The sequence below is a fragment of the Bradyrhizobium sp. T-1 genome, assembly GCF_053592855.1.
This window is the reverse complement of record NZ_CM132115.1, coordinates 4,288,896-4,309,405: the sequence shown is the minus strand read 5'-3', so window position 1 is coordinate 4,309,405 and position 20,510 is coordinate 4,288,896. Positions and strand designations below refer to the sequence as shown.

General features: G+C 63.4%; 23 protein-coding genes and 1 pseudogene. 13 read left to right on the top strand and 11 right to left on the bottom strand.

Annotation, left to right across the window (positions count from 1 at the left end; genetic code table 11):
• Positions 1-284: 284 nt before the first annotated feature.
• Positions 285-431 (bottom strand): hypothetical protein, encoded by a 147-nt coding sequence (locus tag ACWAT4_RS20740; protein ID WP_212302393.1) that lies wholly within the window; start codon positions 429-431, stop codon positions 285-287.
• Between the two features lie 184 nt (positions 432-615).
• On the opposite strand from ACWAT4_RS20740, the gene ACWAT4_RS20735 reads away from it, so the two are divergent.
• From ACWAT4_RS20735 to hflX, 4 genes are all read left to right on the top strand, one after another.
• On the top strand, positions 616-3,024 hold the full coding sequence (locus ACWAT4_RS20735) for a sensor histidine kinase (RefSeq protein ID WP_449727919.1): 2,409 nt from the start codon (positions 616-618) through the stop codon (positions 3,022-3,024).
• 17 nt (positions 3,025-3,041) lie between these two features.
• Entirely contained in the window at positions 3,042-4,412 is a 1,371-nt protein-coding gene (ntrX, locus tag ACWAT4_RS20730) for a nitrogen assimilation response regulator NtrX (protein WP_194475938.1), read from the top strand.
• 247 nt (positions 4,413-4,659) lie between these two features.
• Positions 4,660-4,908: an RNA chaperone Hfq gene (gene hfq / locus ACWAT4_RS20725; protein ID WP_007591126.1), complete on the top strand. Its 249-nt coding sequence runs from the start codon at positions 4,660-4,662 to the stop codon at positions 4,906-4,908.
• Between the two features lie 11 nt (positions 4,909-4,919).
• On the top strand, positions 4,920-6,302 hold the full coding sequence (gene hflX, locus ACWAT4_RS20720; RefSeq protein ID WP_449727918.1) for a GTPase HflX: 1,383 nt from the start codon (positions 4,920-4,922) through the stop codon (positions 6,300-6,302).
• 60 nt (positions 6,303-6,362) lie between these two features.
• Here the strand turns inward: hflX and ACWAT4_RS20715 are convergent, their stop codons facing one another.
• Together ACWAT4_RS20715 and mazG are read right to left on the bottom strand one after the other, a co-directional pair.
• The gene (locus ACWAT4_RS20715) at positions 6,363-6,821 is read right to left on the bottom strand and encodes a GNAT family N-acetyltransferase (RefSeq protein WP_212427436.1); all 459 of its coding nucleotides are present in this window, start codon (positions 6,819-6,821) and stop codon (positions 6,363-6,365) included.
• 14 nt (positions 6,822-6,835) lie between these two features.
• On the bottom strand, positions 6,836-7,654 hold the full coding sequence (gene mazG, locus ACWAT4_RS20710) for a nucleoside triphosphate pyrophosphohydrolase (RefSeq protein ID WP_212427437.1): 819 nt from the start codon (positions 7,652-7,654) through the stop codon (positions 6,836-6,838).
• A gap of 126 nt (positions 7,655-7,780) precedes the next feature.
• On the opposite strand from mazG, the gene queC reads away from it, so the two are divergent.
• Entirely contained in the window at positions 7,781-8,497 is a 717-nt protein-coding gene (gene queC, locus ACWAT4_RS20705; protein WP_212427438.1) for a 7-cyano-7-deazaguanine synthase QueC, read from the top strand.
• 278 nt (positions 8,498-8,775) lie between these two features.
• On the opposite strand, the gene ACWAT4_RS20700 is transcribed toward queC, so the two are convergent.
• A complete protein-coding gene (locus ACWAT4_RS20700; protein WP_212427439.1) occupies positions 8,776-8,997 on the bottom strand; it encodes a hypothetical protein in 222 nt (73 codons plus the stop codon).
• Between the two features lie 427 nt (positions 8,998-9,424).
• On the opposite strand from ACWAT4_RS20700, the pseudogene ACWAT4_RS20695 reads away from it, so the two are divergent.
• Positions 9,425-9,541: pseudogene (locus ACWAT4_RS20695) on the top strand (PEP-CTERM sorting domain-containing protein); the annotation flags it as partial.
• Between the two features lie 116 nt (positions 9,542-9,657).
• Here the strand turns inward: ACWAT4_RS20695 and ACWAT4_RS20690 are convergent.
• Genes ACWAT4_RS20690 through nthA form a run of 3 tightly spaced genes read right to left on the bottom strand, consistent with a single transcriptional unit; the run spans position 9,658 to position 11,320 of the window.
• The gene (locus tag ACWAT4_RS20690; protein ID WP_449731239.1) at positions 9,658-10,038 is read right to left on the bottom strand and encodes a nitrile hydratase accessory protein; all 381 of its coding nucleotides are present in this window, start codon (positions 10,036-10,038) and stop codon (positions 9,658-9,660) included.
• Positions 10,038-10,697 (bottom strand): nitrile hydratase subunit beta, encoded by a 660-nt coding sequence (gene nthB, locus ACWAT4_RS20685; RefSeq protein WP_449727917.1) that lies wholly within the window; start codon positions 10,695-10,697, stop codon positions 10,038-10,040. The genes ACWAT4_RS20690 and nthB overlap by 1 nt, the downstream gene beginning before the upstream one ends.
• The gene (gene nthA / locus ACWAT4_RS20680) at positions 10,694-11,320 is read right to left on the bottom strand and encodes a nitrile hydratase subunit alpha (RefSeq protein ID WP_212427441.1); all 627 of its coding nucleotides are present in this window, start codon (positions 11,318-11,320) and stop codon (positions 10,694-10,696) included. Before nthA ends, nthB begins: the two co-directional genes overlap by 4 nt.
• Before the next feature lie 63 nt (positions 11,321-11,383).
• On the opposite strand from nthA, the gene ACWAT4_RS20675 reads away from it, so the two are divergent.
• The 5 genes from ACWAT4_RS20675 to ACWAT4_RS20655 all read left to right on the top strand — a co-directional run bounded on the left by ACWAT4_RS20675 (position 11,384) and on the right by ACWAT4_RS20655 (position 16,593).
• A complete protein-coding gene (locus ACWAT4_RS20675) occupies positions 11,384-12,142 on the top strand; it encodes a hypothetical protein (RefSeq protein ID WP_449727916.1) in 759 nt (252 codons plus the stop codon).
• 47 nt (positions 12,143-12,189) lie between these two features.
• Positions 12,190-12,996, top strand: coding sequence for an enoyl-CoA hydratase/isomerase family protein (locus ACWAT4_RS20670; protein WP_449727915.1), 807 nt, complete (start codon positions 12,190-12,192; stop codon positions 12,994-12,996).
• 102 nt (positions 12,997-13,098) lie between these two features.
• Complete coding sequence (locus tag ACWAT4_RS20665; RefSeq protein ID WP_449727914.1) at positions 13,099-14,574, top strand: DASS family sodium-coupled anion symporter; 1,476 nt, start codon at positions 13,099-13,101, stop codon at positions 14,572-14,574.
• Between the two features lie 230 nt (positions 14,575-14,804).
• A complete protein-coding gene (locus tag ACWAT4_RS20660) occupies positions 14,805-15,938 on the top strand; it encodes a methionine ABC transporter ATP-binding protein (RefSeq protein WP_449727913.1) in 1,134 nt (377 codons plus the stop codon).
• Entirely contained in the window at positions 15,928-16,593 is a 666-nt protein-coding gene (locus ACWAT4_RS20655; RefSeq protein ID WP_449727912.1) for a methionine ABC transporter permease, read from the top strand. The genes ACWAT4_RS20660 and ACWAT4_RS20655 overlap by 11 nt, the downstream gene beginning before the upstream one ends.
• Positions 16,594-16,651: 58 nt before the next feature.
• Here the strand turns inward: ACWAT4_RS20655 and ACWAT4_RS20650 are convergent, their stop codons facing one another.
• Positions 16,652-17,218: a helix-turn-helix domain-containing protein gene (locus tag ACWAT4_RS20650; protein ID WP_449727911.1), complete on the bottom strand. Its 567-nt coding sequence runs from the start codon at positions 17,216-17,218 to the stop codon at positions 16,652-16,654.
• Positions 17,219-17,418: 200 nt separating this feature from the next.
• Here ACWAT4_RS20650 and ACWAT4_RS20645 point away from each other — a divergent pair, with 200 nt between their 5' ends.
• Positions 17,419-18,234, top strand: coding sequence for a hypothetical protein (locus tag ACWAT4_RS20645; protein ID WP_449727910.1), 816 nt, complete (start codon positions 17,419-17,421; stop codon positions 18,232-18,234).
• 50 nt (positions 18,235-18,284) lie between these two features.
• On the opposite strand, the gene ACWAT4_RS20640 is transcribed toward ACWAT4_RS20645, so the two are convergent.
• Complete coding sequence (locus tag ACWAT4_RS20640) at positions 18,285-18,971, bottom strand: c-type cytochrome (RefSeq protein ID WP_449727909.1); 687 nt, start codon at positions 18,969-18,971, stop codon at positions 18,285-18,287.
• Between the two features lie 140 nt (positions 18,972-19,111).
• On the opposite strand from ACWAT4_RS20640, the gene ACWAT4_RS20635 reads away from it, so the two are divergent.
• The gene (locus ACWAT4_RS20635; RefSeq protein WP_449727908.1) at positions 19,112-19,870 is read left to right on the top strand and encodes a CBS domain-containing protein; all 759 of its coding nucleotides are present in this window, start codon (positions 19,112-19,114) and stop codon (positions 19,868-19,870) included.
• 20 nt (positions 19,871-19,890) lie between these two features.
• Here ACWAT4_RS20635 and ACWAT4_RS20630 read toward each other — a convergent pair whose 3' ends face one another.
• Together ACWAT4_RS20630 and ACWAT4_RS20625 are read right to left on the bottom strand one after the other, a co-directional pair.
• Positions 19,891-20,055, bottom strand: coding sequence for a hypothetical protein (locus ACWAT4_RS20630; protein ID WP_449727907.1), 165 nt, complete (start codon positions 20,053-20,055; stop codon positions 19,891-19,893).
• 24 nt (positions 20,056-20,079) lie between these two features.
• Entirely contained in the window at positions 20,080-20,295 is a 216-nt protein-coding gene (locus ACWAT4_RS20625; protein ID WP_449727906.1) for a hypothetical protein, read from the bottom strand.
• Positions 20,296-20,510 lie beyond the last annotated feature (215 nt).

Sequence of the window (20,510 nt, the reverse complement as noted above, 5' to 3'; positions counted from 1 at the left end):
GTGCGGTCGGGCTCGCGGTGCGGCGACGGGTGGCCTCCGCAACAGGCTTGAAGATCGTCAGCGGCATTGAGAAGAAGGGACGAGCACGCGGGCTGGGGCTTGGAGCTCGTACCGAGTGGAGGCTCGCCTCGGACCGGTGGCTCAGCTCCCCCTACCAAAGCGGAGCTGAGCCTGTCCGGATCGCGCTGGCCGTTATGGTCCGCGCGGTGAGCAGAAGTCCGAACGGGGCCTGAATGTTCCGCGCATCCCGCGGCATTATCGACTGCAGGTCGTAAGCCTCACACCTATCTGATCAGGCGCGCCACGACTGGCTCGATATTGGCCATCTGCGCCGTCTGGTCCTGCCTACTGGGGCCATTGACCAGCAGGTCAGAGGCCACGATCAGCAGCAGCACGGCCGACACCATGATGGCGAGAAAGATCCTATCCATGCCGACTTAAGCCGGAATGGCCGGATTCCGTTCCGCAAAGATCCTCGAACGGTCCGCCATCCCTGTGGATGCGCTGGTCCGCCGCGCGACAGACGCCGCGGAATTGTCGCAATTCGGCAACAATGTGGTACGAATACATCAGTATCCGCCCGACGCGGACCCGTTTTCAGCACCCATTGCCGGAATGACCAGCGCAGACACCACGGCCGCATCCTTTGACTCGGCCCCAGCGGAAGAGCCCCGGCGCTGGTCGGTACGACGCTGGCTGGCACCCTTCGCCGTGGCGCTGGCGCTGCTGTCGGCCCTCCTGACTTTCCTCGTCCTGACCGGGCTGACCAGGATCGAGCCGACGCCGGAGGTGGTGCGCTCGTTCTATCTGATCAATGCCGGCACGATCCTGCTGCTGGTCGGCATCATCGTCCGCGAGCTCTGGCAGCTGATCCTGGCGCGGCGGCGGGGCAGGGCGGCGGCGCGGCTCCATGTCCAGATCGTCAGCCTGTTCTCCATCGTCGCCGTGCTGCCCGCGGTGCTTGTCGCCGTCGTCGCCAACGTCACGATCGAGCGCGGCCTCGACCGCCTGTTCTCGGGTCCCACCAAGGAAGTGATCCAGAACTCGCTGACCATCGCGCGGGCCTATATGCAGGACCACGCCCAGCTGATCCGCGGCGATATCCTCGGCATGGCCAACGACATCGCCCATGCTCGTCCGCTCTACGACCAGGATCGCCGCTCGTTCCGTGAATTGCTGACGTCGAGCGCCGGCTCGCGCAATTTGCCGGGCGCGATGATCATCGACAAGAACACCAACATCCTGGAGTCCGCCGACACCGGCATGCGGCTCGCCTATTCACCGCCGGCGCCGGACTTCCTCAGCAACGTCAACGAGAACGAGCCCGAGATCGCGGTCCTGCCGGATTCGAGCTACGTCGCGGCGGTGATCCGTCTGCGTGCCTTCAACGACACCTTCCTCTATGTCGCGCGCCCGCTCGATCCGAATGTGGTCAATCAGCTGAAGCAAACCGAGGTCAGCGTGGCCGAATACGCCCAGATCGAGTCGCGCCGGCTCGGCATCCAGGTGGCGTTTGCGCTGATGTTCGCGGTGATCGCCTTGACCATCCTGATGGCCTCGGTGCTGATCGGTCTCAACTTCGCCAACTCGCTGGTGGCGCCGATCCGGCGGCTGATGAACGCGGCGCATACGGTCTCGACCGGCGACCTCCATGTGAAGGTGCCCGTGCATCAGTCCGAAGGCGATCTCGCCCAGCTGGGCGAAACCTTCAACAAGATGACGCAGGAATTGCGCAGCCAGCGCGACGAGCTAGTCAACGCCAGCGACCTCATCGACAGCCGCCGCCGCTTCATCGAGGCCGTGCTGTCATCCGCGAGCGCCGGCATCATCGGCGTCGACACCTCCGGCACCGTCGGCATCCTCAACCGTTCCGCCGAGAAGCTGATCGGGCATTCCGAGGCCGAAACGCTGGGCCATCCGCTCTCCGACGTGCTGCCCGAGCTCGAGGAGATGATGCAGACGGCGCGGGAAGGGACCCAGCGGCTGGTGCAGGGGCAGATCACGATCACCCGCGATGGCACCGAGCGCAATCTGTCCGTCCGTGTCAGCGCCGAGAAGAACCAGCCGCACGACAGCTACATCATCACGCTCGACGACATCACCGAGCTGGTCTCGGCGCAGCGCACCTCGGCCTGGGGCGACGTCGCGCGCCGCATCGCCCACGAGATCAAGAACCCGCTTACGCCGATCCAGCTCTCCGCCGAGCGCATCCGCCGCAAATTCGGCAAGGACATCACCGAGGCCAAGGACAAGCAGATCTTCGACCAGTGCACCGACACCATCGTGCGCCAGGTCGACGATATCCGTCGCATGGTCGACGAGTTCTCGCGCTTTGCGCGCATGCCGAAGCCCGTGATGGAAGGCGAGGATGTGGCCGACACCGTGCGGCAGGCGGTGTTCCTGATGAAGGTTGCCCACCCCGAGCTCGATATCGAGGCCGAGTTCAAGGAGGATCCGCTGCGCGCCCAGTTCGACCGGCGGCTGATCTCGCAGGCGGTCACCAACATCGTCAAGAATGCCACCGAAGCCATCGAGCAGGTCCCACCAGAGGAGCTCGGCAAAGGCCGCATCGACGTCGTGGTGTCGCGCGAGGGCGAGGATGTGCTGATCGACGTGACCGATAACGGCATCGGCCTGCCCAAGGTCGCACGCTCGCGGCTGCTCGAGCCCTATGTCACGACGCGCGCCAAGGGCACCGGTCTTGGCCTTGCCATCGTCGGCCGCGTGCTGGAAGACCATGGCGGCCGCATCGAGCTGAAGGACGCCTCCGACTTCCGCGAAGGCCAGCGCGGTGCCTGGATGCGGATGCGCTTTGCGATCTCCGGCCAGGCCAAGAAGGCCGAGGGAGCCGAGGCGGCAGCCGTCGCCAAAGAGCCAGCGAAGGACGCAGCCGAGGCGACAGCCAAAGAGCCGGCTGCAGATCCCGTCGCGGCACAGGAAACAAAACAGCCGGCGGCCGAAACCAAAGAGCCGGCTGAAAAGACCAATGATTCAACGAAAATCGAAGCCTCAACAGGCAGCTGACAAGACAGGCGCGACCCATGGCAAGTGAAATTCTGATTGTCGATGATGAGGCCGATATTCGGGATCTCGTTGCAGGCATCCTCGAAGACGAGGGGTTTGTCACGCGGACAGCGCGTGACAGCGACTCCGCGCTGGCAGAAATCGCCAACCGCCGGCCACACCTGGTGTTCCTCGACATCTGGCTGCAGGGCTCCAAGCTCGACGGCTTGCAGCTCTTGGAACAGGTCAAAAAGGACAATGCCGATCTGCCTGTGGTGATGATCTCCGGCCACGGCAACATCGAGACCGCGGTCGCCGCGATCAAGCGCGGCGCCTATGACTTCATCGAAAAGCCGTTCAAGGCCGACCGTCTCATTCTGGTCGCCAACCGTGCTTTGGAAAACTCGCGGCTCAAGCGCGAGGTAAAGGAGCTGAAGCAGCTCGCGCCAAGCGCCAGCCAGCTCGTCGGCCGTTCGCCGAGCATGAACCAGCTGCGCCAGACTATTGAGCGTGCGGCGAAGGCCAACAGCCGCATCCTGATCGTCGGCCCTGCCGGCGCCGGCAAGGAATTGACCGCGCGCACGCTGCATACGGCCTCGGGCCGCGCGGACGGTCCATTCGTCGTCATCAACGCCGCGGCAATCACGCCGGAGCGGATGGAGCACGAGCTGTTCGGCGTCGAGCAATCCAACGGCGAGCAGCCGCGCAAGCCCGGCGCGCTCGAGGAGGCGCATGGCGGCACGCTGTTCATCGACGAGATCGCGGACATGCCGCGCGAGACGCAGAACAAGATCCTGCGCGTGCTGGTCGAGCAGTCGTTCCAGCGCGTCGGCGGCACCGCCAAGGTCCAGGTCGACGTCCGCATCATCTCGTCCACCGCGCGCAATCTCGAAGAGGAGATCGCGGCCGGCCATTTCCGCGAGGACCTCTATCATCGGCTCTCGGTGGTGCCGATCCGCGTGCCCGCGCTGTCAGAACGGCGCGAGGACATTCCCGAGTTGATCGACTATTTCATGGAGCAGATCTCGGCCGGCAGCGGCCTGCCCAAACGGCAGATCGGGCAGGACGCGATGGCGGTGCTGCAATCGCATGTCTGGCCGGGCAACGTGCGCCAGCTCCGCAACAACGTCGAACGAGTCATGATTCTGGCCGCCGGTGGCCCTGAGGTGATCATCACCGCCGATATGCTGCCGCAGGACGTCGGCTCGATGGTCCCGGCGATGCCGACAAGCAACAATGGCGAACACATCATGGGCCTGCCGCTGCGGGAAGCACGTGAAGTATTCGAGCGCGACTATTTGATTGCCCAGATCAGCCGTTTTTCAGGAAATATTTCTCGAACGGCGGAGTTTGTTGGCATGGAACGTTCGGCGCTACACCGGAAGTTGAAGGCATTGGGCGTTGGTTGAGGGCTGCAAGCCCTGTGGCCACGGGCGATACCAAAGGAAAATCAATCGATTTCCGTAGTTTTTCGGGGCTTTGGAACGCGCCCTGCCGCGTGAAGCGGCTTGCCTAAAATGTCCACCTGCCTTCTAATCAACCTGCTGTTCCCTAGAGGGGGATCTCATGAGGGACGGCAACCGGGAGAAGGCCCAAACATTCAAAACAGGGCCGCAACCGGCGCAATAAAAAGAAACTCAAAGCGAGAAAAAAACAATGGCGGCAGACCGCGCACAAAACCTACAGGACACCTTCCTTAATCACGTTCGCAAAACCAAGACGCCACTGACGATCTTTCTGGTCAACGGAGTGAAGCTCCAGGGCATCGTGACCTGGTTCGACAATTTCTGTTTGCTGCTTCGGCGCGACGGTCACTCGCAGCTCGTCTACAAGCATGCGATCTCGACCATCATGCCGGGCGCTCCGATCCAGCTGTTCGAAGGCGGCGAGGATCAGCCGGCTTGAGAGTGATCTGATTGGAACCCCGGAATTTCGACGGGGATGCCGATCGTCCACGGTCGGCAGGGGCTAAGCAGACGGGGCGGGTGCTTGTCATCGGCCCCTATTTGCGGCTGCGTGCGGGGAATGCCGACGCGCAAACGGAGAGTCACGTCCAGCGCAACGCCGAGGCCCGGCTGGATGAAGCCGCAGGCCTTGCGCGTGCGATTGATCTCGTCGTGGCCGATTCGATCATCGCACCGATCAACCAGATCCGACCCGCGACCTATATTGGCAAGGGCAAGGTCGAGGAGATCGCGGCTCTCGCCAAGAGCCTCGATGTCGAGCTCGTGGTGATGGACTGCGCGCTGGCGCCAATCCAGCAGCGCAATCTCGAGAAGGAACTGCATGCCAAGGTGCTCGACCGCACCGGGCTCATTCTCGAAATTTTCGGTCGCCGCGCCAAGACCAAGGAGGGCTCGCTCCAGGTCGAGCTCGCGCATCTCAACTATCAGCGCTCGCGCCTAGTGCGATCATGGACCCATCTGGAACGCCAGCGCGGTGGCTTTGGATTCATGGGCGGCCCCGGCGAGACGCAGATCGAAGCGGACCGCCGCCTGATCCAGGAGCGCATCACCAAGCTCGAGAGCGAGCTGAAAAAGGTCCAGGCGACACGACGGCTGCATCGCGCCGGCCGCCAGCGCGTGCCGTATCGCGTGGTCGCGCTGGTCGGCTACACCAACGCCGGCAAGTCGACGCTGTTCAACCGCCTGACCCGCGCCGACGTGCAGGCCGCCGACATGCTGTTCGCCACGCTCGATCCGACTCTGCGCGCGCTCAACCTGCCGCATGGCGGCAAGGCGATGCTGTCGGACACGGTCGGCTTCATCTCCAATCTGCCGACCCAGCTCGTCGCCGCCTTCCGCGCCACGCTGGAGGAGGTGCTGGAGGCCGACGTCATCCTGCATGTCCGCGACATCTCGCACGAGGACGCCGAAGCACAGCAGAGCGACGTCGACGCCGTGCTGCGCCAGCTCGGCATCAACCCGGACGACAGCGGCCGCATCATCGAGGTCTGGAACAAGATCGATCGCTACGATCCCGAACAACGCGAAGAGCTTCTGAATATCGCGGCGCGCCGGCCCGAAGATCATCCGGCGATGCTGGTCTCGGCCGTGTCAGGCGAGGGGATCGACGCGCTGCTCGGCGCGATCGAGGAACGGCTCGCCGCCAAACGCACCACGCTCGACCTCTCCATCGATGCCGCCGATGGCGCCGGCATCTCCTGGCTGCACCGCAATTCCGAGGTGCTGGCCAAGGAGCTACACGACGGCCGCTTCGACATGACCGTGCGGGTGGACGAGACCAAGCGGGATATCGTGGTCAACAGGTTCGACGCCGTGCCGCATCACGCCACGTAATCTAGCGGCCTTCGGCGCCCGGATTGCGCTGCGTTCCGTCCGGGCGACGCACCGAGATCATCATCTCGACAGGTCGAGACTCATGAACTGGTTGTGCGGGCTCGCCTGATAGTCGGCGAACGGCGCGCAGGACACGAAGCCGGCGCTGCGGTAGAGCGCGACGGCGGGCGCGTGCAGCGGGGCAGTCCCGGTCTCCAGGCTGAGACGCGCATAACCTCGCTTGCGGCCCTCAGCAATGATGTGGTTCAGAATCGTGCGTCCGGCTCCGGTCCGCCGCGCTTTGAGCGCGGCGCGCATCGACTTCACTTCGCCATGTGTTTCGTCCAACTGCTTCAGGGCACCGAACCCAGCCAGCAGGCCATCCTGCCAGGCGGTCCAGAACGTCACGGACCGAGCCGACAGGCCACTCGCATCGAGCGCCTGCGCATGTTCGCCCATGACGCTACGCAGCTCTTCCAGATGGTGCGCCAGCAACTCGGCGACGTGTGGCGCCTTAGGATCGTCTTGTCTGATTTCCACTGCGTGCCCTCGTATCAAGTCGCCGTCTTCGCCGCATTCCATAGCGCATCCATCTCCACCAATGAGGCCTGCTCCAGCGTGCGCCCCTGCGCCTCCAGCGCCCGCTCGATATAGGCAAAGCGCCGCTCGAACTTCGCGTTGGTCGCGCGCAGAGCGGCTTCCGGATCGGCGTCGACATGGCGGGCGAGGTTGACGAGGGCGAACATGAGGTCGCCGGTTTCCTCCGCGATCTCCCGCTTGTCGTTGCGGCCGAGCGCGGCCTCGATCTCGTCGGCTTCCTCGCGGATCTTCTGCAGGACGGCGCGCGGGTCGTTCCAGTCGAAGCCGACGGTGGAGGCTTTGCGCTGCAGCTCCATGGCGCGCGTCAGCGCGGGCTGGCCGGCCTTGACGCCCGACAGCAGGGATTTGTGCGGCGGCGTGACCTCCGGCGGTCGGCGGGCGGCGCGCTCGGCCTTCTCCTCGGCCTTGATCCGGTCCCAGACTTCCTTGACGTGGGAGGAGGCGAGATTGCCATCCTTGTCGGCGAAGACATGGGGATGGCGCCGGATCATCTTTCGCGTGATGGCCTCGACGACGTCACCGAACGCAAAGGCGTTCTGCTCCGAAGCCATCTGGGCGTGGAACACCACCTGCAACAGGAGGTCGCCGAGCTCCTCGCGGAGATCGTCGAGGTCGCCGCGGTCGATGGCGTCAACCACCTCGTAGGCTTCCTCGATCGTGTAAGGCGCGATCGTCGCGAAATTCTGCTCCAGGTCCCAGGGACAGCCGGTCACCGGCGTGCGCAGCGCCGCCATGATCTCGATCAGGCGGGAAATGTCGCGGGAAGGGGTCATTGCGGGGCAGTCTCCTCGGTCCCAAGCCTTATGCCAAAACCGGGCCGCCGTTCCCAGCGGGGCGCAGCGGAACAGGCCGATTTCCACCGATTGGCGCGCCGGACCTGCAATGCTAAAGCGCATCCCATGAGCGACGCATTTTCATCACAAGCCGCGCTGGTGCTGTTTTCCGGCGGCCAGGATTCCACCACGTGCCTTGCCTGGGCGCTCAGCCGCTTTGCGCGCGTGGAGACGCTGGGGTTCGAGTATGGGCAACGCCACGCCGTCGAGTTGGACTGCCGCGACCGGCTGTTCGACGGCATCAAAGCCTTTCGCGGCGATTGGGCCGCAAAGCTCGGCGAGAGCCACACGCTGTCGATCCCGACGCTGGCGGCTGTGTCCGAGACCGCGCTGACGCGCGACGTCGCGATTGCGATGGGCGCCGATGGGCTGCCAAACACATTCGTGCCCGGCCGCAATCTGGTGTTCCTGACGTTTGCCGCGGCACTCGCGTATCGCCGCGGCATCACCCACATCGTCGGCGGCATGTGCGAGACCGATTATTCCGGCTATCCCGACTGCCGCAACGACACCATCCGCGCCGTGCAGTCCGCGCTCTCGCTCGGCATGGCGAGAGCCTTCGAGCTGCACACGCCGCTGATGTGGATCGACAAGGCCGCGACGTGGAAGCTGGCGCACGATCTCGGCGGCGACGCGCTGGTCGATCTCATCCGCGAGCAGTCGCACACCTGCTATCTCGGCGAACGCGGCGCGCAGCATGAGTGGGGTTATGGGTGCGGCGAATGCCCGGCGTGCAGCCTGCGGGCGAAGGGCTGGGCGGAGTACGCTCAGATGCGATCGTAGCCGCGATCGTCAGCGGCCATTCGGTCGCGCGGAGCGTGGGTGTCCACCGACGGGAATCGAGCGTGCGCCTACTTTCCGAATTAAATAACACCATGACCCAAATTGCAGCAGGATAGGGTTGGATATTACCGCATCGCCTGCCCGGGAATGGTTAATTATCCCGTTTATCGAAACGCTCTCAAAAGGCAAATGTTACTAAAAAACAAATAGGTAGACGAGTTAAGAGAGACGCAATTGCCATGTTTTCCCGAAACCTTTGACGCGACCTGATCAATCAATTAAAGTGCAATTAAGCGAACATTTTTTGCGACCAATAAATATTCCGTTTTTTCAGTAGGGAGTTCATACGTGACCAGATTTAAGACAAGCGCGATCTTTGCAATTTTGGCGACGTCTGCGGCCGCCCTTGCCGCATCGCCTGCCCGAGCCGATTTCGTGTTCGCAAACGACATCAACGGCGTGGTTCCGGGAAGCAATCCCGTTGCGGCGAGTGTCAACATGAGTCAGACCGCGACGACCGTAGCCGGTCACACATTCTATGGAATGTCTGGATCGGTGAAGATCGACTTCATGGCGAATGTCGACGTTTCGACCGCGAATGGGGCGGCGTCCATCGACGGGATCAAGAACAAGGGCACGATCACCCCGATCAATACGCTTTGGATCACGCCTGAAAACGGAACAGCGTTCAACGAGTTCTCGTTCCGCGGGGCGGTGCACACGAATGCCGATCAGTTCATTACGGTGACGATAACGGATCAGCACGGTTCTGTATTCAACTTCAAGATTACTGATAACGGCGACTTTTCGCCGATCGGTTTTGAAGCAAAGAAGGGGACCGGCGAGCTGATCAAGTCGATCACGATCCAGGGCCAGGGGTTGGGTTTCGACGACTTCAAGCAACTTGGCTTCGGTCTTTATCCGGACGCTGTGACCGCCGTTCCCGAAGCGTCAACCTGGGCGATGATGCTGTTCGGCTTTGCCGGCGTCGGCTTCGTAGCCTATCGCAAGAAGGCCAGAGCCGCCGGTCTTCGTCTCGCCTGAGCCGATACAAATATCGACGGCCGTCCGATCGGGCGGCCGTGTTCCTTTGCAGCCACGATTTCGCATCATAGGGACGGCAGCCGTCGGCCAATTCCGACCGCCGGCTGCAAACGAGGCTATCCCGCAAAATCCTCTGGCCTGAGCTCGATCGGCTTGCCGTGCGGGGTGCGGTCCGCAGCATGATCCCAGGCGTCGCGGTAGCGATGCAGCGTATCCATTGATGCGACGCCCTTGCGTGCGACGAGGCCCTCGAGCGTGGCGAGCCAGTGCAGATAATACGTGTCGCCCGTGTCAGGATCCCCCGCGGCCTGGGCACGCTGGATCTCGTCCGCCAGCGCTGCGGCCCATTCCGGCCAGGTGAATACGCCACGGTCATGCAGCCTGAGCGCCATCGCGAAGGCGTGCGCCTCCCAGGGCGCGCGGAACACCGGGCCGTCGTCATCGCGCGGGATGCTTGGAATAGCCGTAGTCACGGCGGCAGCGAGCGTGCTGCTCATCATGCCGGATCCAGATAAGGCTCGAACGCGTCGATCGAGACCTTTAGCGTGGGATCACCATCCGCGCCCCAGAGATCGCGCCCCTCGAACACGACCGTGTAGAGCCATTGCGGATTTTCGCCGAGCTCCATCGCCGCCGAGTCCGGAAACACATGGCAGCCGTGGTTCAGCTCCACGACGCCGACATGACCGCGGACATAGCGCGGCAGCCGTGTGTGCGTGGTCGGATGAATGTTTTTCGCGCGCACGCGATCACCGATGTTGAATTTGGTGGGCGCAGGGGCCGGGCGGGCGAACTGGCCGCGCACCATGATGCGCTCGACATTGGCGAGATCGAACTTGCCGTGCATCAGCGCCTTGCCAGGCTTCATCGCGTGGCCGGCGGTAACCTCCTCGCGGGTGAGGTAGCCCTTCGCGATCAGCATCTCCTCGAGGCCGAGGAACCACTTCTTGTAGTAGGAGCTCGAGAGATAGACGTGCGGCGGAATCATCTCGCGATAGAAGCGCGACGTGTCGATGTTGAACGCGCCGGCGGCGCCCATCGCGCGCACCATCGCCAGCACGCGGGACTCCCACGCCTCGTGGAATACCGGCTCGTTCGGCTCCGGCTCGACCTTGCCGAAGCCATCCATGCCGCCCATGTCGTGCACGCCGTTCACGACGCCGCTCCGGGTGTCCTGGGAAAACCGGTCCCAATCATGGAGTCGCGCGTGACAAGCGCGGCGAGCTGCTCCTCGCTCCAGCCTTCGGTGCCCGCGGGGCGCATCGGCAGCACGAGGAAGCGCGTCTCGGCCGTGGAATCCCACACGCGGATTTCAGTGTCCTTCGGCACGCTCACGCCAAAATCGGCGAGCACGCCGCGCGGGTCTTTCACCGCGCGCGAGCGGTACGGCGAGGCCTTGTACCAGACCGGCGGCAACCCCAGCATTTCCCAGGGGTAGCAGGAGCACAGCGTGCACACGACCATGTTGTGACGCTCAGGCGTATTCTCGACCACGACGAGATGATCGCCGACGCGGCTGACATGACCGAGCGTGCCGATCGCCCTGGAGCCGTCCTCCAGCAGCGCTTTCTTGAACGCCGGATCGGTCCACGCCTTGGCGACGACGCGCGCCCCGTTGTGCGGGCCGATCTTGGTTTCATAGGCCTGGATGATGGCGTCGAGCGCGGCCGGCTCGACATACCCTTTTTCGGTCAAGATCGTCTCGAGCGCGCGCACGCGCAGCTCGGTCTCCGACAGCTCTGAGTGATCGTGATCGTGGTCGTGATGATGCTCGTTCATAGCCGCGAAGATAGTCCGAGAATCCGGGCCTTGTCGAGGCGAAGACTCTGCTAACATCGCGCCATGGGCTGGGCCAAACAAATCGGAATCACCACCGCGATCGCTGCTTTCGTCGCATTCTCGGCGCAGGATGCGCGCGCTGCGAATGGCGCCTATGCGGTGGATGCCGCCGACATCTCCGAGGTCGGCTCCTGCAAAGTGGAAAGCAGGATGTCGATGGCGACCAACACCGACTTCGCGGGAGTCGCCAATCCCTCCTGCGTCGTCGATCCCTTCAGGCCGATCGAGCTGAGCATACAGACGATCCGGTCCCGCAGCGACGGCGATTGGAGCACCACCATTGCACCGAAAGCCAAGACCAACTTCATCCCGACCGGGATCGGCCGGTGGGGGTTGTCGGCCTATGGCGGCGGATCATTCGACGCGGCGACCGGCGAAATGCTGACCGCCTTTGCCGTCATCCCTGCAACGTTCCGCCTTTCCGAAACCACGCGTATCAACGTCAATGGCGGCTGGCTCTGGGATCGCACCTTGGATCGCCACTATCTGACCTACGGCATCGGTTTCGACTGGAAATTCACCGACACCTTGCAATGGACGATCGAGGCCTACGGCCAGGCCGGCGCTTCCGAAGTCCAGAGCGTCGTGCAGCCGCGCTTCCAGACCGGAATCCGCTACCGGCCAAACGAGATCTTCTCCGTCGATGTGATCTACGGCCGCAACATCGCCGGCGAGAATGCCAACTGGATCACACTCGGCACCACCATTCGCTTTCCGGTTGGTGGCAGTGAGCCGGAACACCGGCGCACCGGACATTTGTGAGCGATCCAAAACCAAGATCCGGGACCAACAAGAGCAGGAGCCTTGCCTTGACGGACTATGTGACGATCGAGAAGGGGCACGGGCCGGAGGGACGGATCGCGATCGTGCGGTTCGACCGCCATGACGGCATCAACGCGCTGTCGCCCGAAGCGCTGCGCCAGCTCACGGCGGCGGCGCGGAGCTTTGAAGACGACGAGACAACCTCCGTCGTGGTGCTGACGGGCAGCACCAGCGCGTTCAGCGCCGGCTTCGACCTCAAGGATGCCGAAGGCCGCTCGCGCAAGGATATGGATCTCGGCGCGCGGCGGCGGCATCTCAAGCTCGGGCCGCGCCTGACACATGCCTGGCAGGAGATGGAGCAGATCACGATCGCGGCGATCGAAGGCTTTTGCGTCGGCGGCGGCGTGGCGCTTGCGGTCGCACTCGACTTCCGCGTCATAGGGCGCGACGCGCATCTGCGCGTGCCCGAGATCGGGCTCGGCATGAACATGAGCTGGCAGAGCATCCCGCGGATGCTGCACCTGATGGGGCCGGCCCGCACCAAGCAGGCGGTGATCCTTGCCGATGAGCGCATCTCCGCCGACGAGGCCTATGAATGGGGCCTGGTCGAGCAGGTCGTCGACCCCGGCCATGCCTTCGATGCCGCTATGGAACTGGCTCGCAAGGTGGCCGCGCAGCCGCCGCTCTCGGTCGCCATGACCAAGTTGACCGTCAACCGGCTCGCGCATGCGCTGGATGACCTCGCCAGCCACATGGATGTCGACCAGTTCGCGCTGGCAAGCCTGAGCGAGGACCACAAGGAGGGCGTCGAGGCGTTCCTCAGCCGCCGCAAGCCAAGGTTCCGAGGACGGTAGATCCCGTCCCATTGATCAAGCCGCGGACAATCCGTATACGCCGCGCGGGGAAGGCTCGGCCAACGGGCCGCACGATACCGAGGCGATTGAGGGGGAGGGCGCATGACCGCCAGTTCGCAGGCACCTGAGGCGAAAGGCTTTCGCTGGAAACTCATTGCGCCGCTCGTGGTGTGGCTGGCGATCTATCTGTTGCCGGTGCCGGCAGGCCTCAACGTGAATCAGTGGCACTATTTTGCCGTGTTCGCGGCCGTCATCACCGGGCTGATCCTGGAATCGATGCCGGTGGGCGCGGTCGGCCTGATCGGACTCACCGTCGCCGGCGTCGGCGGTTACATCGATGCCGATCCCAACAAATCGCTGCGCTGGATGCTGGCGGGTTTTGCGGAGAGCACGGTGTGGCTGATCGTCGGCGCCTTCGTATTCTCGATCGGCTACCGCAAGAGCCAGCTCGGCCGGCGCATCGCGCTGGTGCTGGTGCAGAAGCTCGGCCGCAACACGCTCGGGCTCGGCTATGCGGTCGCGATGTCGGACTTCCTGCTCGCACCCGCGACGCCGTCCAACACCGCGCGCAGCGGCGGCATCGTCTATCCCATCATCAGCAACATCCCGCGCATCTATGGCTCCGAGCCCGGACCGACCGCCGGCAAGATCGGCACCTATGTGATGTGGACCGCGTTCGCGGCAACCGCAATCACCAGCTCGCTGTTCTTCACTGCGCTCGCGCCCAATGCGGCAGCGCTTGCGATCGCCAAGAAGACCGTCGGCGTCGAGGTGAGCTGGGCGCAATGGTTCATGGGCTTTGCGCCGCTCGGCATCCTCCTGATGATCATCGTGCCGCTGCTCGGCTATCTCGTTTGCCGTCCCGAGGTGAAGCGTAGTCCCGAGATCTCCGAATGGGCAGCGAAGGAGCTCGGCGAGATGGGCCCGATGTCGCGCAACGAGTGGATCATGCTGGCGCTGATCGTGCTCGCGATGTTCATGTGGATCGCGGGCTCGAGCCCTGACATCCGTGTGCCCTTGCTCGGCTCGAACTTCGTCAATGCCACCACGGTCGTGTTCATCGTGATCTCCCTGATGCTGGTGACCGGCGTGATCGAGTTTGCCGACATCGTCAGTGAGAAGAGCGCCTGGGAAGTGTTCTTCTATTTCACCTCGCTGCTGACGCTCGCCTCGGGGCTGAACGAGATCGGCTTCATCAAATGGTTCGCCAATGAATTTGCAAAGCCGCTCACGGGGCTCGCACCGTCGACTGCGATGATCCTGCTGGTCGCGCTGTTCTTCTGGATCCATTATTTCTTCTCGAGCATCACCTCGCATGCGGCTGCCGTGCTGCCGGTGGTGCTCGCGGTCGGCTCCGGCATCCCAGATCTCCCCGTGACGACGCTTGCGATGCTCTGCATGTATTCGCTCGGCCTGATGGGCGTGATCTCGCCTTACGCCACCGGGCCGGCGCCGATGTATTATGGCAGCGGCTATATCGGGAAGGGCCAGTTCTGGGGCTTTGGCCTGTTGTTCGGGGTGCTCTATTTCGCCGGGCTGCTGGCGATCGTGCTGCCCTGGCTGGCAATGGTCCGGTGAGCCTGCCGCAGGCCGATAGTACCGGAAGACGAATTTTCTGCTGGGGCAGGAGATTGGGAAAACTTCGCCCAATCCCCGCAAATATCTGACATTGCAAGAAAGACCGGAAAAGGCGATGGTGCACTGCAATGCAGCGTCGCCATCGGCACCCTGCCATTGTTCCACCCTCCGTCGTTTTGGAACGACCTGGTTCTCGCGAGCCTTTCGGGCGGGCGAGCTAAACATCGTGCATGAAAGCCGTTTCCATGAATGCGCACCCCTCGCTGGTGATCGGAGAGCCGGTCGAGATCCGAGACGCACCGGCGGAGCCGGAGGCGATGGTCCGCTTCGCTGATATCTCGAAGACCTATCCCGCCTATCGCGGCAAGCCCGGCGTCAATGCGCTGCAGGGCATCGACTTCGCGATTGCACGCGGCTCCATCACTGGCGTGATCGGCCGCTCCGGTGCCGGCAAGTCGAGCCTGGTCCGCCTCATCAACGGGCTGGAGAAGCCGACCACCGGCCGCGTCGTCGTCGACAACAGAGACATCTCGGCGCTCACGGGGCGGGACTTACGGCTGGCGCAGCGGTCGATCGGCATGATCTTCCAGCATTTCAACCTGCTATCCTCGCGCACCGCCGCCAACAACATCGCGCTGCCGCTCGAAATCGCCGGCTGGTCCAAGGTCGATATCAAGGCCCGCGTGACCGAGCTGCTCGCCCTCGTCGGCATCGCCGACAAGCACGACCGTTATCCGTCGGAACTCTCTGGCGGCCAGAAGCAGCGCGTCGGCATCGCCCGCGCGCTGGCGACGCGGCCTAGCGTATTGCTGTCCGACGAGGCGACCTCCGCGCTCGATCCGCAGACCACCCGCGCGATTCTCGATTTGCTTGCGAATATCAACCGCGAACTCGGCGTGACCATCGTGCTGATCACCCACGAAATGTCCGTGGTGCGCCAGCTCGCGAAGGAAGTCGTTGTGTTAGATGCTGGCCGGGTCGTCGAGAGCGGCCATGTCGCCGACATCTTCACCCAACCCAAGCACCCGATTACGCAGTCGTTCCTGGCCGAGGTCACGGGCGACAGCCTGCCGGTTTCGCTGGCCAGCCGGATCGTGCAGGAGCCAGGCAGCCACGCCGTGATCCGCGTCCAGGTGCGCGGGGCAGGAGCCGGCGATACCCTGATTGCACGGCTCGCCCGCGAGCTCGCCCTCGACGTCTCGCTGCTGTCTGCGCGCATCGACGAGATCGGCGGCCAGCATGTCGGCTCGCTGGTGCTCGGCATTCCCTTGAGTATTTCCGGCGGCGAAGACGCGGCGACGCGCACGCTGGCCTGGCTGTCTCAACATCAATTCCCGGCGGAGCGTCTCGGCTATGTCGCCTGAACTCATCAACCTCATCATCCAGGCCACCTTCGAGAGCCTGTACATGGTCGGCATCGCCGCGCTGCTCGGCACCGCTTTCGGCCTGCCGCTCGGCGTCTTCCTTGCGACCAGCCGGAAAGGCGAATTGTTCGCAGCCCCGACGGTCAATCGCGTGCTCGGCATCGTCGTCAATGCGACGCGCTCGACGCCCTTCATCATTCTGGTCGTCGCCATCATCCCGTTTACGCGGCTGATCGCCGGCACCTCGATCGGCTCGACTGCGGCGATTGTGCCGCTGACGATCGCCTCAGCGCCGTTCATCGCGCGCCTGGTCGAAGCTGCAATCCGCGAAGTCGATGGCGGCCTGATCGAGACCGCGTCCTCGTTCGGGGCTTCCCCAATCCAGATCGTGTTCAAGGTGCTGATCCCGGAGGCGCTGCCAGGCCTGCTGCTGGCGCTGACCCTCGCGGTCGTCAGCCTGCTCGGCTACTCCGCCATGGTTGGCGCCGTCGGCGGCGGCGGGCTTGGCGATCTCGGCATCCGTTACGGCTACCAGCGCTTCATGCCGGAGATGATGCTGGCCGTCGTCGTCATGCTGATCGCGCTGGTACAGCTCGTCCAGAGCGCAGGCGACTATCTGGCGCGACGGGTCAATCGCCGGCTGCGGCACCGCTGATCCGAACTCTCCTCGGGGACACCGAAGAACTCAGGCGGCGCCTCGTGCAGCCACAAGGCTAGCAAAGGAGGGCCCCGGCAGACGCGTGCGGCCCAGCTGGCGGCAATGCAATCGAGGCCGGGCCTGCAACGAGACTGTCGAGATCGACCAGCAGCAGATCGGCCATGTGCGTGAGCTGGTGGAGCGGGATGCTGATCTCGCCGTTTTCGGCGCGAGAGATGAATTCGGGCGAGACCCCGACGTGGTTTGCAATCTGGGCCACGGTATAGCCGCGCGCCTCGCGGGCTCCCTTGACCTGCGTGCCGATATGGCGACGGTGCAGGACCTGCTCTTCCTCGGTCATCATGAGGGCCTGCTCGTCCGCGCTCGCGACGCCATCGGCGAAGGTGACGCCGAGCAACCGCCGCTTCTGCCAGGCGATCCGGCAAACCTTTCGCAAGCCGTTGGCAAAGACCAGTGTGGCCTCCTTCGGAAACGCCAGCGACCAGTCGAGCCTCAGCCGCGCGCCGGTGCAGGACACATCGGCGATGGTGCAGGGGATGCTCACGCTGCCCCTCGCGCCGTCGAACTCGATAATCCCGGTCCTGGCCGTGGTTTGCCTGGTCGCAGCGCGCAATTCGCTCATGGACGTCGCCCCCAGATGCCCGGCACTTGCTGAAAACTCTGCGGCCGATTTTACCGCCGGGGTTCCCGGGGCTCAATCGAACCCGTAGGCCATGGTGAAGGATTGGTTCCGGCCGGGCAGGGCCCACCGCGGGGGATGAACCTTCGGGGCCGGCACGGCCACAAAGACTGGAGTCGCTTCCTGGCCTTCCGGACATCGCAATGAGATCGCTTGCCCTGCTCTGCCTGCTCGCCTTCGCCACGGCAGCACATGCCGCCGCGCCCGAGCAGCACTATCTCGATCTGCGCGACCGCTATATCGCGAAGTTCGCGAAGACCAAGGAGGACGACGAAACGTACAAGCAGCACGACGCGGCGCTCGACGAACTGACCGGGGTGCTGCGCGGGCTGGTGGGGCCGGTCAGGATCAAGGGTCTGCCGGCCGACGGCAAGTCGAATGTCGACACGCTGTTCAAGGAAGACATCGGCTTTGGCCATCTCGACGGGCTCGGCTTCGCCATGGAAGGCGACAAGCAGCAGGCCGTGGTGACCACGACGTCGCTGCTCAAGCACTGGCTGCACGAGCACAGCAAGGACGGCGTGCCGCAGGAGGTCGATGCGGCGCTTCGATCAGATCGCTTCTACTATCAGGCGATCCAGGACGCGGCCTTCGCCAAATATGCCGAGCTGCCAATCACGAAGCCCGCATCCGCGAGTGCGGCCGTAGCTGTGCTCGGCGTGCGTGGCAACGGTGACCTGAAGGGACCTCCGCACGAGATCGACGTCGTTGCGATCCAGGGCGACAAGGTTTACTTCCTCGCGGCAAGCGAAGCCGCGAAGACGGCCGAAATCCCGGCTTGCAAAAAAGTCTGGAAGCAGATGATGGCCAGGAAGGCCCCGCAGGACGCCCTGGCCAAGGAAGATCAGGCGATGAACGCCTACACCAAATGCTTCGCCAAGGAGGCACCGAGCCAGAGCTGGTTCGCGGCAACTGTCAAGAAAGCGCAGAGCCAGCTCGAACAACTGCCGCTGCGCTAGAGTGCGCGAGATCGCTATGACATTCGAGCTGCGCGCCCGTTCTGCGCCTCTCAGCGCCGCTGGTCTGCTCGCAATGTCTCGAGATAAGCCACGATCGCTTCTATCTGATATTCGGAAAGCCTCGGATTCGGCATGGCTTGACTTGGTCCAATTCGCCGGTGGTTTGATGTCAAGAACTGCCGGAGGTCGTCGGCGGAGAACGACGGGCGGTTGACGATCTCCAGGAAGCCTGGTGGCGGTGGACGGAGCGGGGGCGCTTCCTTCACAGCGTCGGTGACGGCGTGGCACGTTCCGCAAGATGCGTGGACAAGTGCGCGCCCTTCGGACACCTGGTCGACAAATAACTGATTGGGGACCGGCAAGGTGAGCGGCACTTGAATTGTGATCGAGGCATATCCGCTGCCCCGGTGGCAACCGTTGCATTCGTTGGTCAAAGAGGCATACGACGTCATGAACGCCGGGACGTTCTTTGATTGGAGTGCCTGGCGCACCGCCTTTAGCTGTTCCTTGGCGCGATCGACTCGCGACGGATCCGTCAGCAACTTGCTGGTAGCTTCAAGGTTCGCGTCGATCTGCTGAAGCTCGTAGCCCGCCAAGGCCCAGTTGCTCAGCTTGCCCGCAAACCATAACTTTGCGTGCTGGAGCTGGAGTTTCGTCATGAGGTCAGACAACGTCGCAGACACATCGGCTGGCGTCGCAGCGCCGGAGGCCGACGGCGTGACCAGGATCGCAACCAACAAAACCGCCCGGAATAGCATGTTCGAAGTGTTCCGATATCGATTGTCAGAATGACGTCCCGGCCTCTCTCGGCCTTGATCTTGATCAAGACGTCGTCTGTCACGGCACATACCTCTTGGGCATTTCCGGAGCGGAAGACATGCGCGCGCATCAGATAATGTCACGACGGGTTGTGATGATACGGCCTGAGGCCCCGATCGCCGATGCAGTCAAGGCGATGCTTGCCCATCACATCAGCGGCCTGCCCGTTGTGGATGTGGCAGGCAAACTCGTCGGCATCCTGTGCGAGAGCGATTTCCTCAGACGCAGCGAAATCGGGACGGAGCATTTGCGCAACCGATTACTCACGATGCTGATCGGTGCCGATCGGATCGCAGGCGAGTTCGTGAAGGAACACGGACGCCAAGTCGAGCAGGTGATGACTCGTCAGCCGGTTTCCGTCAACGAGCAGGCGCCGCTTTCTGAGGTCGCGGACTTGATGGAGCGCCGGCATCTGAATCACGTTCCGGTCATGCGTGGCGAACGCATCGTCGGCATCATCACCCGATCCGACTTCCTGTCCGCAGTCGCCGGCCCGCTGACGAACTCCTCCGGCTATTCCAAGGATGACAATCAGGTCCGTCGGTCCGTTCTCGCCGCTCTGGCCCGAACGCCGTGGCAGCCGGTCGGCCTGAATGTCGGCGTGAAGGATGGCACTGTCACGCTCCGTGGCGTTATCGGGGGCGAAAATGCGCGTCGGGCAGTGACCGTGGCTTGCGAGAACGTTCCAGGTGTTCGAGGGGTGGATGACCGCCTTTGCCTCCAATCCTCCCAACCCGATCCCGAAGATGACTACGGCGGAGGCGATTTCGTGTCGCTTCAGTGGGAGCCTTCCGCTGTCGATGACGAACCATTGTAGCCCAGCGGGAAGCGCCGGCTTTATTCGCCAGCCGGCCGCGTCTTGAGCTCGCCGTCGATCATGCGACGGTTTCCCGATAGCGCGGTACGCCTTGCCAACCTGCCGATCGACGACCAGAAGAGCGTGATTTCGAGCACGCCGTAGAGCGCGAGCACCATCAGCGTCTTGATTGCTTCATTGGTCATTTGGGGTCCCTCCGCGAAATCGATCTAGATCGGATGCTTCTTTAGTCGGGCCAGTTCGGTAAGAGCTTGGGTTGGATGTGGCTTGTCAACACTCAGGGTTGCAGCCGCCCCCGCACTGACTTCCGGCTGCGTCAGCCGGGCGGTCAGCATTATCGCCATGACGGTAATGTTGATGAGCAGCACAGAAATGACCACCTTCAGGTGGGTTGCCTTATCTGCGGTGTAGACCGAGTGATTCACTGCAGGCTCCATTGTCGACGAGCCGATGTGCTGGCGAAATACTTACTAGCGCTTCGGTCCGACGACCGAAATTCGGGCCCTTCACCTAGGGAAATGTCCGTAGGCCACGAAGACGCGCTGGGAGCTCCAGGCAACGAGTGCCTTTGGGCGGACCCCGCGCCATGGCACCGCTGGCGTCGCGTTGACCTGCGTCAAGGGGAAATCGCCGCTGCACC

What these genes read in the sequence shown, in the direction of transcription:
- ACWAT4_RS20740 (WP_212302393.1), bottom strand. Translation starts at nt 431, where the DNA reads ATGGATAGGATCTTTCTCGCCATCATGGTGTCGGCCGTGCTGCTGCTG.
- ACWAT4_RS20735 (WP_449727919.1), top strand. Translation starts at nt 616, where the DNA reads ATGACCAGCGCAGACACCACGGCCGCATCCTTTGACTCGGCCCCAGCG.
- ntrX (WP_194475938.1), top strand. Translation starts at nt 3,042, where the DNA reads ATGGCAAGTGAAATTCTGATTGTCGATGATGAGGCCGATATTCGGGAT.
- hfq (WP_007591126.1), top strand. Translation starts at nt 4,660, where the DNA reads ATGGCGGCAGACCGCGCACAAAACCTACAGGACACCTTCCTTAATCAC.
- mazG (WP_212427437.1), bottom strand. Translation starts at nt 7,654, where the DNA reads ATGACCCCTTCCCGCGACATTTCCCGCCTGATCGAGATCATGGCGGCG.
- queC (WP_212427438.1), top strand. Translation starts at nt 7,781, where the DNA reads ATGAGCGACGCATTTTCATCACAAGCCGCGCTGGTGCTGTTTTCCGGC.
- ACWAT4_RS20700 (WP_212427439.1), bottom strand. Translation starts at nt 8,997, where the DNA reads ATGTTGACACTCGCCGCAACGGGATTGCTTCCCGGAACCACGCCGTTG.
- ACWAT4_RS20690 (WP_449731239.1), bottom strand. Translation starts at nt 10,038, where the DNA reads ATGAGCAGCACGCTCGCTGCCGCCGTGACTACGGCTATTCCAAGCATC.
- nthA (WP_212427441.1), bottom strand. Translation starts at nt 11,320, where the DNA reads ATGAACGAGCATCATCACGACCACGATCACGATCACTCAGAGCTGTCG.
- ACWAT4_RS20675 (WP_449727916.1), top strand. Translation starts at nt 11,384, where the DNA reads ATGGGCTGGGCCAAACAAATCGGAATCACCACCGCGATCGCTGCTTTC.
- ACWAT4_RS20665 (WP_449727914.1), top strand. Translation starts at nt 13,099, where the DNA reads ATGACCGCCAGTTCGCAGGCACCTGAGGCGAAAGGCTTTCGCTGGAAA.
- ACWAT4_RS20660 (WP_449727913.1), top strand. Translation starts at nt 14,805, where the DNA reads ATGAAAGCCGTTTCCATGAATGCGCACCCCTCGCTGGTGATCGGAGAG.
- ACWAT4_RS20655 (WP_449727912.1), top strand. Translation starts at nt 15,928, where the DNA reads ATGTCGCCTGAACTCATCAACCTCATCATCCAGGCCACCTTCGAGAGC.
- ACWAT4_RS20650 (WP_449727911.1), bottom strand. Translation starts at nt 17,218, where the DNA reads ATGAGCGAATTGCGCGCTGCGACCAGGCAAACCACGGCCAGGACCGGG.
- ACWAT4_RS20645 (WP_449727910.1), top strand. Translation starts at nt 17,419, where the DNA reads ATGAGATCGCTTGCCCTGCTCTGCCTGCTCGCCTTCGCCACGGCAGCA.
- ACWAT4_RS20635 (WP_449727908.1), top strand. Translation starts at nt 19,112, where the DNA reads ATGCGCGCGCATCAGATAATGTCACGACGGGTTGTGATGATACGGCCT.
- ACWAT4_RS20630 (WP_449727907.1), bottom strand. Translation starts at nt 20,055, where the DNA reads ATGACCAATGAAGCAATCAAGACGCTGATGGTGCTCGCGCTCTACGGC.